Source organism: Flavobacterium sp. CAU 1735 (genome assembly GCF_039888695.1).
Classification (GTDB): domain Bacteria; phylum Bacteroidota; class Bacteroidia; order Flavobacteriales; family Flavobacteriaceae; genus Flavobacterium.
The window spans coordinates 37,849-51,275 of sequence record NZ_JBDQQQ010000008.1 but is presented as its reverse complement, the minus strand read 5'-3'; the positions used below and the strand labels follow the sequence as shown (position 1 = coordinate 51,275).

At 41.2% G+C, this 13,427-nt stretch carries 11 protein-coding genes; all 11 read right to left on the bottom strand.

Annotation, left to right across the window (positions count from 1 at the left end; genetic code table 11):
• A complete protein-coding gene (locus tag AAFN64_RS15615; RefSeq protein ID WP_300486229.1) occupies nucleotides 1–432 on the bottom strand; it encodes a hypothetical protein in 432 nt (143 codons plus the stop codon).
• A 183-nt stretch (nucleotides 433–615) separates the two neighbouring features.
• A complete protein-coding gene (locus tag AAFN64_RS15610) occupies nucleotides 616–837 on the bottom strand; it encodes a hypothetical protein (RefSeq protein ID WP_300486227.1) in 222 nt (73 codons plus the stop codon).
• Between the two features lie 28 nt (nucleotides 838–865).
• Nucleotides 866–3,736, bottom strand: coding sequence for a hypothetical protein (locus tag AAFN64_RS15605; protein ID WP_347761172.1), 2,871 nt, complete (start codon nucleotides 3,734–3,736; stop codon nucleotides 866–868).
• 68 nt (nucleotides 3,737–3,804) lie between these two features.
• Nucleotides 3,805–5,244, bottom strand: coding sequence for a BspA family leucine-rich repeat surface protein (locus tag AAFN64_RS15600; RefSeq protein ID WP_347761170.1), 1,440 nt, complete (start codon nucleotides 5,242–5,244; stop codon nucleotides 3,805–3,807).
• 4 nt (nucleotides 5,245–5,248) lie between these two features.
• The gene (locus tag AAFN64_RS15595) at nucleotides 5,249–5,608 is read right to left on the bottom strand and encodes a hypothetical protein (protein ID WP_347761169.1); all 360 of its coding nucleotides are present in this window, start codon (nucleotides 5,606–5,608) and stop codon (nucleotides 5,249–5,251) included.
• A 248-nt stretch (nucleotides 5,609–5,856) separates the two neighbouring features.
• Complete coding sequence (locus AAFN64_RS15590) at nucleotides 5,857–7,191, bottom strand: hypothetical protein (RefSeq protein ID WP_347761168.1); 1,335 nt, start codon at nucleotides 7,189–7,191, stop codon at nucleotides 5,857–5,859.
• A 16-nt stretch (nucleotides 7,192–7,207) separates the two neighbouring features.
• The gene (locus AAFN64_RS15585; protein ID WP_347761167.1) at nucleotides 7,208–8,869 is read right to left on the bottom strand and encodes a BspA family leucine-rich repeat surface protein; all 1,662 of its coding nucleotides are present in this window, start codon (nucleotides 8,867–8,869) and stop codon (nucleotides 7,208–7,210) included.
• A gap of 69 nt (nucleotides 8,870–8,938) precedes the next feature.
• A complete protein-coding gene (locus AAFN64_RS15580; RefSeq protein WP_347761165.1) occupies nucleotides 8,939–10,597 on the bottom strand; it encodes a BspA family leucine-rich repeat surface protein in 1,659 nt (552 codons plus the stop codon).
• Between the two features lie 96 nt (nucleotides 10,598–10,693).
• Nucleotides 10,694–10,858: a hypothetical protein gene (locus AAFN64_RS15575; protein WP_300486213.1), complete on the bottom strand. Its 165-nt coding sequence runs from the start codon at nucleotides 10,856–10,858 to the stop codon at nucleotides 10,694–10,696.
• A 13-nt stretch (nucleotides 10,859–10,871) separates the two neighbouring features.
• Nucleotides 10,872–12,236 (bottom strand): BspA family leucine-rich repeat surface protein, encoded by a 1,365-nt coding sequence (locus AAFN64_RS15570; RefSeq protein WP_347761163.1) that lies wholly within the window; start codon nucleotides 12,234–12,236, stop codon nucleotides 10,872–10,874.
• Nucleotides 12,236–12,595, bottom strand: coding sequence for a hypothetical protein (locus tag AAFN64_RS15565; protein WP_300486209.1), 360 nt, complete (start codon nucleotides 12,593–12,595; stop codon nucleotides 12,236–12,238). The genes AAFN64_RS15570 and AAFN64_RS15565 overlap by 1 nt, the downstream gene beginning before the upstream one ends.
• Between the last annotated feature and the right edge of the window lie 832 nt (nucleotides 12,596–13,427).

Below are 13,427 nucleotides of genomic sequence, written 5' to 3'. Positions count from 1 at the left end.
TTATCGTTTTGTATAAAGTATTATATATTGTGTATTTGCTCTAAAATCCCAATTCGATAAAGTCCCGGTTATCGGGTCCAGTTGAATCACATCCATATCGATTTGCCCCATATACATCACGGCATTCAACGTGGTATTTTTAAGTGCCTCAACCTGTAATTCAGACGTATCTGCAGTTGGGAAAACCGGTAAAAACCGATACGGGGTCGCAACTTTAGCAAATAGATCGGCATGAGCATTCGTATCCGTCATATGAATGCCGATAGCTGCTTTGTCTGCTTTATTATCAAGATCGGTTCTAAGATTCTGAATTTGAGACTGTGGAATAACATCGTCTTTATGCCAATAGCTTTCCATCCATTCCCAAAACTGAGATTGTGTTGGAAACAACCCCGTTTTAAACCAATTTTTTAAAATATTCTTATTTGCCATAATTCTCCTTTAAATTCAATAAATAGTACTATTTTTAAGGGTTTGACCTCCATTCGTTTTAGTACCGGATTTCGTTATCCGACCTCAATGTCTGAATACAGACCGACAGTTGTTTTTTCAAACCCTATTGTTCGTGTCAAAATGCCGGACGGCTTTCTATATCCGGCTTCGACAGCTACCTATCTACACCATTGGTGCCGATTCGTTATTCGTTTGTTTTACCGGTGGTTCCTGTAATCGTAATTTAAGTGCTCCGCAAACGGCCACAAAGATTCTTAAGACAGAACCCACCCATTCCGGTGCATTGATCTGTTTTAAAAACACAGGCATGATGTCTGTTGTCTGATCGATTACAGCCAAAATGATTACTACCGTGAACAAAGTCCAGCTTTTCAATTTTTCCATAATTTGTTGTATTTATTTGGTTATTATTCTAATCCCATCTTCCTCCCGAAATAAAGGGTATTCGTATCCAGTTATTCGTACTCGTACAGAGGTATAAATAGGACGTTCCTAATCGTATTTCGCCTTTTTCACCAGGGTCAATCTGAGATGTCGGGGCAGGTTTATCGAGACTGTTGGCAATGTATTTTTTTACGCCTCCAGCCGTTACGTAATTCAAATCGTTATCAAACTCGCTATCGGAATGATCGGTTACATTGCGTAGTCCGTAGTTATAGGCGTTTACCTGAATTCCATTCCCGTCGCCATCCATCGCTCCCATTCGCAAGAATGTTTCGAATCCGAAATAATCGCGGACATACAATTCGGCATTTGTATTGACTCCGGAATCGTGTAAATCGAGTTTTGCACTTCCATAGGCCAGTCCGGGTTCTATTTGATCATTACTTTTGGATTCCATGCGTACCAAACCTCTTTTTGACGCGACCGAATTCACCGTCATAACTTCCTGCAATCCTGGTGTTGGCGGAACAACCGGAATCTGATCTGTAGTTGCCAGCGTTCCGTTTCTTTCCGGCAGGTTTATGTTGTATGTTGCCGCATTGCTGCTTGATGTCGGGAAATTCAGATTTACGTTACCAGAAGCGGCATTTTGAACACTGATTCCATCTCTTTTATAAAACGTTTCGGCCAGGTTATCAGTTGTCGATTTCACCATCATTCCACCCGGATCGAACGTATACGGAAGCGGATTTATGACCGTTAGATCTTTCGTATTATTTAGTGTAATACTTTGAAACGGAGCATTCGAATTGGTCGTTAGCACCGCATTTAACCCGGGAGCGGATGCATTCATTTTATAAAGGTTCCCGTCATCATCAGTTATAACGTTTTTGAAATACTCCATATTCGTTTCCTGTAAATCCATTACTACCGATACCGGCCTGGTAAATGGTTGTCGGTACCATATCGGTGTTATATTGGTTCCGATTATTGCGTCATAAGCAAAAATCCGATCCTCACCTATGTTCATTAATCGAAACGGATAATCCCCTAACGTCCCTTCGACTTCCAATCGTACCAACACCTCATCTCCAATTTTTTCAAACTGGTCATAATCGATGTTTAAGCGCAAAAAGGTATAGTGGTCAAAATCGGGATTTCCGGTTTCATTTTCCCGGATTTCGATATTAGCATATTCTCCAAAATTCTGATACCATATATAGTCGTACACTTCTTGTCCTCTTACTTCCAGCCTAGACAAATCCTTTAAAACAAGTGCTTCTGAGGACTGACTAATCTTACCACTTTCGTTCATTAACATGACTCTTTGGGTTCTTGCTCCCGGTTCTCCAGAATCGGAAGGAACTTGCATTCTAACATCGGCATAGTTTTGTATCCGGTATCGGTAGTTTCCGGTCGGTTCGATGGAAACAGTGAAACCTTCTTCCCATAGCTGGTCGTCGGAATGATATCGCGTTCCACCTTCTCCGTGATTTACCCCGATAAATGTGTAATAATCGGTGTAAACAACGCCTTCGCTTTCCGTTATCGTCAATTCAAAATCAATTTTCTTGCTATTTGCTATCGGGCTACCCCATTCATTTCGTATAACCGTGCGGTTTAACAATTCATAGAATAAACTTCCTATAGGCTCTAATCTAAGCTCGTTATTGGTTTCATTTATTTCCACTTCATTTCCCAGCAAAGCAAAACTGCCCACGCTACTATAGGTAAACGAATTATTCGCCATATCCACCCATCGGTCGTCATCCATCGTAGCATCGCCAACACCGAATTTGCTTCCATTAACCAGATCAACTAAATCGGATTGTGTTCCGATGTCACCGCCAATCGATCCCCAGGTAGACGATGCGGATCCACCACCACCGTCGATTGTGATATTCCCTTCTTTATCCGCGGCTTTCCCGTTTACGGTAATCGGAATGATATACGGATTGGAACCGGGTTCATTTCGCCTTGGACTTGCTGGCCATACATAGAAATGTCTGCCTTTAAAGGCCGAGCCCATTTCGTGTTGTAATCCGATATAGACATCGAATTTGGGTTCTCTGCTATAACCGCCATACATTCTGTAACCGGAGAGATGGTATTCGGCATAATTATCGTCCTCACCGGCTGTTCCGGATTGCGATACGATTAAACTTTTCTTACTGACATTGTTGTTTTTTGTAACGTCGTTTAAGGTCGTTACCGGTAATACATCGGCAATTGAAGTCTTTCGCAACCTGTCGCCTTCTACAACCACAACTTCCGATCCCATTCCATCACCCATAACCGGTGGAATTCCGGCAATGATATCGGCATATTTTTCACCTACATATCCCTGGTATTTAAAAGTCCCGCCGGATAAGAAGTGCGACGTATAAGTCCAGCTTCCAGTATTGGAATCATAATTAGCATAGAAGCCATTCTCGGTATAGGGTTCTCCGTTTTCTGACAATAACAGATACATATACCCTCTATCAGGTGTATAGCCAATACTACTTCCATCGGCTCTGTAAATGGTACACGTCCACGATTCTTCATCGTTTTCTAAAATAACCAGCCCTTCATCCTGAGCGGTACGTTCTTCTATATATCCATATGGGATGTAGTTGTTAATTCTGAAATCGCCAACATGATCAAACACCATGTTTTTTTGGTTCATATCAATCGTTCTGCTATTGATATCGTCCGGTGTATTTCTGTCTTCAATACCAAATCGGCTTCCACTGCCTTTTTCGGCTTTATTATCCAGATCGATTATAAGATTCTGGATTTTGGATTGCGGAATCATTTCGTCTTTATGCCAAAACGATTCCCATACTGCCCAAAATTGTATTTGTGTTGGCTTTAAACCGGTTTTAAACCAGTTTTTTATTTCTGCTAAACTTACCATATCAATAGCTGTATTTTTTTGTAATTCATTCTATAAAACCCTTTGGATCGTTTTGAGACTATTGCTTTTTATCCTACAATAGTCCATCCTTTGTTGGTTGCGATCGCTCTTTCGTCGACCGTTAGTAATTGTGATCCCCAGTTGTTTGTAATCGTAATTGTTTTAGACACGACTCCGGAGGCTAAATTTTTGAATATCTCGACCAATGCTGGTTGTGAGAATTTACAGGACGAATAATCGATTTTATTTTTAGTCCCTAAAAAGGCTGCTTTGCGCAGGGAACCACAATTGGCAAACATGTCGCTAAAACCAACGCCTTCGGAAGTGTTAAACAAGGGAACCGTTTCCAGTACACTGCACGAATGGAACATCGCTCTAAACTCGGTACCTTTTCTTGTATCCAACAAAGGGACCGTTCGCAATAGCGTACAGGATGAAAACATTCCGATAAACTCAATTCCATTTTCGGTGTTTAATAACGGAATGGTTTTTAATGCCTTACATTCTAAAAACATACTGGTAAACTCCGTTCCGCTTACAGTGTCCAATAACGGAACCGTTTTCAAAGCCGTACATCCTAAAAACATGCCGTTAAAACTTCTTCCCTTAGCGGTATTCAACAGTGGAACGGTTTTCAATGCCGTACTTGAGGCAAACATGCTGCTAAAACTTATTCCGTTTGAAGTATCCAGTAAGGGTACTTTTTTCAGGGAAGTACAGGATTGGAACATGTATCCGAAATCCATTCCTTTAGACGTGTCGAATAAAGGCACTTTCTCCAGTGTCGAACACGATGTGAACATATAGCCAAAATCGGTGGCATTCGAAGTATCGTTTATCACAACCGATTGTAACAGATTGCAGGCAGAGAAACACCTGCGAAAACTGGTAATCGCATTGCGACCGATAAAGCAAAATGCTTCCAGATAACCATGATAAAGCGTTGATCCACCAATAGTAAGACTGGTCATGTTTTCACCACTCATTCGAATATCCATCCATCCGGTACTATAATACGTAAGGGAAGGTTGTCGGTGTCTTCGCTGTAAATTAATACTTGTCAGCGTCTGGCCAGATTGAGGCGTAACGGTAACTATTGCTTGTCGGAAACCACCAGAAGTATCGGTTCCTTTAAAAGAATCGAACGCATAAACATGGGACGCCAATGCACCGGATGTGAAATTTTCGATATTCCCATCGCCCCAGTCCACTGTATAGTCGGCAGTAGCAGAAAGCGCTATAAAATTGCTATCTTCAAATATGGCATGCAATCCTACAAACTTCTGTTCGCCTTCCACTACCCGGTGTTCTATTGGCAACCAATCTTTAGGACGTACCCAATCCGGTGGATCCGTTTCTCCTCCATCGGTGGTTATTTCACGGATCTTCCCGGCATAGTCCCGAAAGGTCGTTTCCTCAGAAACCGTCACGCCTTTCGAAATAATGGCATCCCGTATTTCGGTTTTTGTTAGCCCCAGATGTATTAATTTATCTGCGATTGTTCCCATTCTTTTATATTATTTGTCCATTAATGGCATCCAGCGCATTTGTTATCGCTCCGATAGCACCATTCACCGCATCGACGGTTGGAAATTTTGTTCCGGTAGTGTCCGGAGCCAGACTGTTTTGTTTGTTTCCGTTATTTTCTCTGGATGCCAACAAAGCAGCATGTGCCTGTGCGTCGGTAAGATGCTCCGCAAATTGCGTTTTCGTCACCATTTGATCCAGTTCCATATTAAAACCTTCGACTTTATTCGCCGGAATGGTTTCTTCCTTATGCCAGAACGACCGGAATGTTGCGTCAAATTGTGATTGTGTCGGTTTTTTACCTTGTAAAAACCATTGCAATATTTGATCAAGTGATGTTGCCATATTGTGTTATATTTTAAATTACTAGCCTACCCCTAATTTATTATAGCAAGAGACCGTCCGCTTCCTGTTACGGATGCCGAATTCGTCCTCTATCTGAAGATGGTTTGATTATTTTATTTTAGACTTTATGGTAAGTGTCAGGGCTTTTTTATTGTTATCTCAAACCTTCTGATGCTGCATTTTGACCCGATGTTAAAGGATCTTTAACTCGCGGCCGGATATGATTCTATGTACTAGCGCTCTTGTCTTTAATAAATTCTGAAATAGAATCTGTTTTCTTTGTCACTTCCGATGATCTCCGCCCATCCGTTTGCCGGTATGGTTACCGAAGTATTCGATAGGCCTGCGATCCAAAATGTGGTTGCACCCGACCGGTTAATGGTTATAGTGTTTCCGGTGTTATTGATGATGGTGTACCGGTAACTGGCTGTATTTTCTACCGGAATGCCCCAAGTTGCATTCCCGGCACCGTTATATACCAAAGTGGTGTGTAACGCTCTGTTATCGCCACCACTAGTATCTAATGGCGAAATTAAGGTTAGCAATTGCGAATCGGTTAATCTGGGTGCCGTAGTCGCAATCGTCCGGTGTCCTAAGTCCGGTAATTCGGATTTAACGGGTACGTGACCGCTTTTTTTCGGCAGTATTACATCTACCCGGTCTACATTCCCCTGTGTTCTATTTGGAGTAACCGACACCGCATATTGGGCTACCGGATTATTAAAATGCGATTCAAAACGCATTCCATCCAGTTTATAGGAAGCATAGCGGTCGTTATCCGATCTGTTATTCGCGGTATACCCGATTACAACACCTTCGCCGTTTATCGCGTTTCTGTTACGATTATCGTTTGTTCTAAATTCGATCGTGTTTTGTATCGTGTTATCGCTTGCTGTAAGTACGGTATCGATCGTCGGAACTACCGGTGCTACTGCTTTTAAGGTTCCGTTGGGTTGTACCTGAACGACATTATCATATAGGAATTTTCCTTTCTGATCGGTATCCGCCGGCAGGTTTAATCGAACCGAACTGGATGCACTTTTATTTATAATTGCTCCGTCTAAATAAATATCGGTATAATTTGTCAGGGCCGGCATTGTCCACATAGGACCATAACCGGTTAACGCATTAAAGCGTTCATTTTTTGTAAAAACATAGTTTTTCGAAACACCGTCGACCGATAATCGTACAGGAATCATTTCGTTTTGTATGTTGATATCAAAACTGTCCGGCGCTATGGTAAAAAAGAACAATCTGTTAAACTCGGGATATTCCGAAAAAAGATTTTCCTTTTCAAAATACATGTTTGCGTTGTCCGGATCACCGAAATCTGAGAACCATTCAAAGTCCGACGTTATCGTTCCTTTTATAGCCAGATTGCCTTCTATAATTTGCTTTCCTGTAAAGGTATTTCCACCGTTTAGGCTTGCTTTATGTGCCAGATCGGTTTCCAGATCCTGGATATTCGCCTGTGGAATAGACGCTTCTTTATGCCAAAATGAGTCCCATGCCAACCAAAATTGTATTTGTGATGGTTTTGTACTGGTTTTAAACCAACTGCTGATTTCTGCTAAACTTGTCATACTAAAATTTTGTTTTTTATCCCACAATAGTCCATCCCTTTTTTATGGCTATATCCCGATCCTCTGATGTCAATAATAGAGCTCCCCAATTATTGGTAATCGTTATTGTTTTTGATTGCACTCCCGATGCCAGATTACTAAAGATGCTTACCAAAGCCGCTCGTGAAAGCCTGCAGTTTTGATAGGAAATTGAATTTTTGGTTCCCAAAAATGTTGCTTTAATCAAAGTCGTACAATTGCCAAACATGTTGTCAAAACTCAGCCCGTTTGAAGTATTGAACATCGGAACAGTTTGCAATGCCCTACAGTTTGCGAACATATTCATAAAGTCAATTCCATTTGAAGTATCCAATAATGGCGTAACCTTTAAAAAAACAGTTGATGAAAACATTCCATTGAAGCCTATACCTTTTGAAGTATTTAATGCCGGAATAGTCTCTAAGGAAACACATCCTTCAAACATATTGTTGAAATTCGTGCCGTTTGCTGTATTTAACAACGGAACACTTTCCAGTAAATAGTTTGATACAAACATCCATCCAAAATTAGTCCCGTTGACCGTATTCAATAACGGAATAGTTCTTAACGTTCTACAGTTCATAAACATCCCGCTAAAATCCTTTCCGTTTACCGTATTTAATAATGGTATCGTTTGAAGAGAACTACAAAAAGCAAACATATACTGAAAATAAATTCCGTTTGCCGTATTCAACAAAGGTACCTTTCGCAACATACTACAGCTATCAAACATAAAATCAAAATTCCTTCCGGAGGAAGTATTCAGTAGCGGTATTGTTTCCAAAGAACCACAACCGGAAAACATATATCTAAAACTAACTCCGCCTGAAGTGTCTAATTCCAAAATAGTTTTTAAGGAATTACATCCCTGAAACATATAGTTAAAATTGCCCCCTTTTGCTGTACTTGGCAATGAAACGGTTTTCAAAGCATAACAAGCAGAAAACATAAAACTAAAGTCCTCTCCATTCGAGGTATTCGGCATTAAAACAGATTGCAAAATTCTGCAATTCGCAAAAAGATTGTAGTAACTTGTAATTATGTTGTCTCCTAAAAAACAAAATGCTTCCAAAGCTCCTTGATATACCGTTGTCCCGCCCACAATAAGATTACCAATATATTGACCGCTCAACCTGATATCCAGCCATCCGGTACTATAATAAAGATTCAGTCCAGCCTGATTGTGTTTTTGCTGTAAATTGACGCTCATCAAATTCTGTCCGGGCTGCGGTGTAACGGTCACAATCGCCTGTCGGTAACCGCGAACACTTTCCGTTCCTTCAAAGTCTGCATACGAATAGGTGTGATAGGCGACAGTCGCACCGGTAAAATTTTCGATTTTTCCATCACCCCAATCAACCGTATAGTTTCCGGTAGCTGAAAGCGCCACAAAATTGCTGTCTTCAAAAATCGCATGTAATCCGACGAATTTCTGATCGCCGGCCACTACCCGATCTTCAATAGGTAACCAATCGTCCGGGCGTTTCCATTCTTCCTCCGGATTTATGCCGCCATTATCCGCTGTAATTTCACGGATCTTACCGGCATAGTCCCGAAAGGTTGTTTCTACAGGAACCGCTACTCCTTTCGAAAGGATCGCATCCCGAATTTCGGCTTTCGTTTGCCCTAAATGCGTTAATTTGTCTGCAACTGTTCCCATAACTTCTATTATTTATCCGTTACTAATAGTCCTATCCTGTTATTGCGCTATCGATAATGGGATACTTCTTTATCCGACAATATCCCATCCTTTTTTTCTGGCAACATCCCGATCTTCGGCAGATAGTAATGAAGTACCCCAATTATAGGAAATGGTGATCGTTGGATGATCCTCACCTGTTCCCAAATGCTTAAAAATATCGGCCAGGGCGTTTCTCGACAGCTTACAGCTACTATAATCGATTGGTTTACTGATTTCTGCCAATGAAGCTTTACTCAGACTATAGCAATTGTTAAACATGCCGTTAAAACCATTGCCCTTTGGCACTTTCAATACCGGAATCGATTCCAAAGCCGTACAACCATAAAACATACCGTTAAAATCCACACCATTTGAAGTATCAAGGGCCGGAATATTCCGGAGTGATTGACATCCACCGAACATATTCGCAAAATTGCTTCCATTGGAAGTATTCAATAGTGGAATCGTTTTTAAGGCACTACACCCACCAAACATCGAAAAGAAATTATTCCCTTTGGAAGTATTTAATTGCGGAATGCCTTTCAATAACATACAGGAGCCAAACATGGCATAAAAATTTTCACCACTTGAGGTATCCAATAACGGAATGGTTTCCAATTGGTAACAGGAGCCAAACATATAGGTAAAATCAATTCCACTGGAGGTATCCAATAACGGGACATCTTTTAAAGCTACGCAAGACAAAAACATATAACCGAAATCGGTTCCTCTTCTGGTATCTAATGGCGGAACAACTTTTAAAGCAACACACGATATAAACATCTTGAAAAAAGTTCTTCCTGAGGAGGTATTCAGCAAGGGTATTCTTTTTAAAGAAAGACAGTTCAGGAACATATTGCTAAAATCGATTCCCCGTGACGTATTCAATATTGCAATCGTCTCCAGGCTGGAACAATGACCAAACATGGTATTAAAGTCTATTCCACTCGCCGTGTTAAACTCCGGTACGGTTTTTAAGGTAGAACAACCATAAAACATCAGACTAAAATTTTCTCCTTTGGCCGTACTATCCGCTAATGAAACCGACTGTAAAGCGGTACATTCTGAAAAAAACGCTGTATAATCGGTTATGGAACTATCCCCTACAAAAGAAAAAGACTCCAGATATTTGTGTGATACCGTTCCGCCACCAATTATAAATTCAGAAATACTTTCACCGCTCACCCGGATATCCAGCCATCCGGTACTATACGAATTCAGCCCTTCATGAGGATGCTGCTCCCGCAAACTAATCGTTGTTAACTCCTTTTCTTTCTGAGGCGTTACAGTAACAATCGTCTGACGATACCCAAGAGAGCCTTCCGTTTTTTCAAATTGTTCGTACGAATAGCTATGATAAGCCAAATCTCCGGAAGCAAAATTTTCGATCTTGCCATCGCCCCAATCAACCGTATAATCGCCGGTAGCCGAAAGTGTAATAAAATTACTGTCTTCAAATATCGCGTGTAGTCCTACAAACTTTTGTTCGCCGGCTTCCACCCGATCATCGATACGCAACCAATCGTCCGGGCGTCTCCATTCGGTCGGATTTTCTTCGCCGCCATCTGTGGATATTTCGCGGATTTTTCCGGCATATTCCCGAAAAGTCGTTTTCTCCGGAATCGTTACTCCTTTTGCGATAATCGCATCCCGAATTTCAGCTTTCGTTTGTCCTAAATATGTTAATTTGTCTGCAATTGTTCCCATTATACTACTTGTTGTTTATTAGTGGTTGCTGATTCGTCCATTTTTAGCGGTAACCGATACAATGCTGTCCGATACGGATACGTTATCGAAAACAGTCTATGATTCCATAATGATCTCTTGTACCGGTTGTCTTTCGATCCAATCGCTTAAATCGGTACCGATAGGCGCTGTAACTCTGTTTGCGGTTTGCTCTCCGTTATATAATTCCATTCCTTCTTCGGCAATTATTTCAATAAAAAATTCGGTTGTATTTGTTATCATAATTTTATTTGTTTTATCCTACAATAGTCCATCCTTTACCGGTCGCAATCGTTTTATCGCTCGCGGTTAACAATGGTGATCCCCAGTTATTTGAAATCGTTATCGTTTTTGAGGTTACCCCCGATGCCAGGTTACTAAACACCTCAACCAAAGCCGCCTTAGAAAGTTTACAACCCGCATAGGAGATTGTATTTTTGGCTCCTGATAATGCAGCTCTGTTTAATGAAGCACAATTGGTGAACATGCTTCCGAACGCTGTTCCACCAGATGTTTTAAACATAGGAATCGTTTGTAATCCCGTACATCCGTAAAACATATTACTGAAATCCGTTCCTTTTCCTGTATCAAATAAAGGCACGGTTTGTAAGGACGGACATCCCTGAAACATATAACTAAAATCGGTTCCTTTTGACGTATTGAGTAGTGGAATGGTTCTCAAAGACGCACACGATTCGAACATACTAATGAATACAGTTCCATTGATCGTATTTAATGCCGGTACGTTTTGAAGCATCGTACAGAAGGAAAACATGATACTAAAATCCAATCCTTTGGCTGTATCGAATGCCGGAACACTTTGTAGCGATGGACATCCGTAGAACATACCGCTAAAATTTGCTCCGTTTGCCGTATCGAATAACGGAACGGTTTTTAAAAAGGTACAGGATTCAAACATCGAGCTAAAATCGCTACCCTTTGCCGTATCCGAGAATGCTACGGATTGTAATTGTGAACATCCATAAAAAAAGCGATTGTAACTAGCTATCGAACTTCCTCCTACATAATTAAACGCTTCCAAATAGGCATTCGTCACTACCGATCCGCCAATACTCATACTGGACATCGATGATCCACTCACCCGGATATCCAACCATCCGGTACTGTATACATTCAAACCGGCCTGTTTGTGTTTTCTTTGTAAATTTACATTGGTCAGATTTTGTCCGGTTTGAGGTGTCACCGTAACAATAGCCTGACGATAACCGCGCGTACTTTCCGTTCCAGGGAACGAACTATACGAATAAATATGATAGGCCTGAACGCCTGAAGCATAATTTTCGGTTACGCCATCGCCCCAATCGACCGTGTAGTTACCCGTGGCCGAAAGCGATACAAAATTACTATCTTCAAATATGGCGTGTAACCCTACAAATTTCTGATTGCCGGCAACTACCTTGTCTTCGATACGCAACCAATCGGCCGGACGTCTCCATTGCAACGGGTTTTCTCCGGTTTCCGTTTTAATTTCCAGAATCTTTCCGGCATAATCTCTAAAAGGTGCTTCCTCCGAAATGGTTACTCCTTTAGCTGCCATGGCATTTCGTATTTCTGTTTTTGTTTGTCCTAAATAAATTAGTTTATCTGCAATTGTACCCATTATACTATATGTCCATTTATTATATCAATCGCACTTGCAATATTCCCAATAGCTCCGTTTACCGCATCAACGGTCGGAAATTTTGTTCCCGTGTTGTCTGGTGTCAGACTGTTTTGTTTGTTTCCGATATTTTCTTTGATCGCAAGCAAAGCGGCATGTGCCTGTTGATCAGCAAGGTGTGCTGTAAATTCTGTTTTCGCCACCATCTGACTCGTATCAAGACCTGCGATTTTGTTTGCCGGAATGATCTCGTCTTTGTGCCAGAAAGACCGGAATGTTTCGTCAAAATTTGACTGCGTTGGTTTTTTACCTTGTAAGAACCACTGTAATATGTCATTAAGAGGTGTAGGTGTCGCCATATACTTGTATTTATAAAATTTATTATTCTAACGTTGATGTACTAAAAAGGTATTTTTAGTGGAATTGTGATTGCAACCGTTTCTAAAAACGACGGCCATAGGAATGCGTTGCGACTTTTAAATGGTCATTTAGATTCGCCCTTTGTCGGCATAAAATCAGTGTAAAACACACCATTTCGCCTGTAACGAACCAATAAGTACCCGGATAATAAAGCAAAATTTACAAGCTGTTATTCCTTGTAAATTTTCGAGCCTGTATTGTTAAGTATATAACCCTGCCAGAAGGACGTCCTCAAACCAATCACCTTATGATTTTTCCGGAGTCATTCCCGGGAAGAATCCCGTGAAGTAGCAGATTAATGTGCTCCAAATCAAAGATGACTCTCAAAAAAACGGAACGTCCTACCGGGCAAGATCTATATATTTTGTTTTTGGGTTTCAAAAAAACCAAAGGGTTGTTCACGCAAGGATCGTCTCATGGGTTTCCCCAAGAATCGTTCGCTGCTAGCATCCCAAGAGCGAGCTCAAGGGTTGCTCCCGAAGGAACGTCCCTCTGGATGCATTCTATATTTTAAATTTGTTTTGGGTTTCGAAAAAAACCAAAGGGTTGTTCACGCAAGGATCGTCTCATGGGTTTCCCCAAGAATCGTTCTCTGCTAGCATCCCAAGAGCGAACTCAAGGGTTGCTCCCGAAGGAACGTCCCTCTGGATACATTTATATTTTAAATTCGTTTGGGTTTCAAAAAAACCAAAGGGTTGTTCTCGCATGGATCGTCTCAAGGGTCTCCCCAAGAGTCGTTCGCTGCTAGCATCCCAAGAGCGAACTCAAGGG

Excerpts from the sequence above, each read along its gene's own strand:
- AAFN64_RS15615 (WP_300486229.1), bottom strand. The coding sequence starts at position 432 with ATGGCAAATAAGAATATTTTAAAAAATTGGTTTAAAACGGGGTTGTTT.
- AAFN64_RS15600 (WP_347761170.1), bottom strand. The coding sequence starts at position 5,244 with ATGGGAACAATCGCAGATAAATTAATACATCTGGGGCTAACAAAAACC.
- AAFN64_RS15595 (WP_347761169.1), bottom strand. The coding sequence starts at position 5,608 with ATGGCAACATCACTTGATCAAATATTGCAATGGTTTTTACAAGGTAAA.
- AAFN64_RS15605 (WP_347761172.1), bottom strand. The coding sequence starts at position 3,736 with ATGGTAAGTTTAGCAGAAATAAAAAACTGGTTTAAAACCGGTTTAAAG.
- AAFN64_RS15610 (WP_300486227.1), bottom strand. The coding sequence starts at position 837 with ATGGAAAAATTGAAAAGCTGGACTTTGTTCACGGTAGTAATCATTTTG.
- AAFN64_RS15570 (WP_347761163.1), bottom strand. The coding sequence starts at position 12,236 with ATGGGTACAATTGCAGATAAACTAATTTATTTAGGACAAACAAAAACA.
- AAFN64_RS15580 (WP_347761165.1), bottom strand. The coding sequence starts at position 10,597 with ATGGGAACAATTGCAGACAAATTAACATATTTAGGACAAACGAAAGCT.
- AAFN64_RS15585 (WP_347761167.1), bottom strand. The coding sequence starts at position 8,869 with ATGGGAACAGTTGCAGACAAATTAACGCATTTAGGGCAAACGAAAGCC.
- AAFN64_RS15565 (WP_300486209.1), bottom strand. The coding sequence starts at position 12,595 with ATGGCGACACCTACACCTCTTAATGACATATTACAGTGGTTCTTACAA.
- AAFN64_RS15575 (WP_300486213.1), bottom strand. The coding sequence starts at position 10,858 with ATGATAACAAATACAACCGAATTTTTTATTGAAATAATTGCCGAAGAA.
- AAFN64_RS15590 (WP_347761168.1), bottom strand. The coding sequence starts at position 7,191 with ATGACAAGTTTAGCAGAAATCAGCAGTTGGTTTAAAACCAGTACAAAA.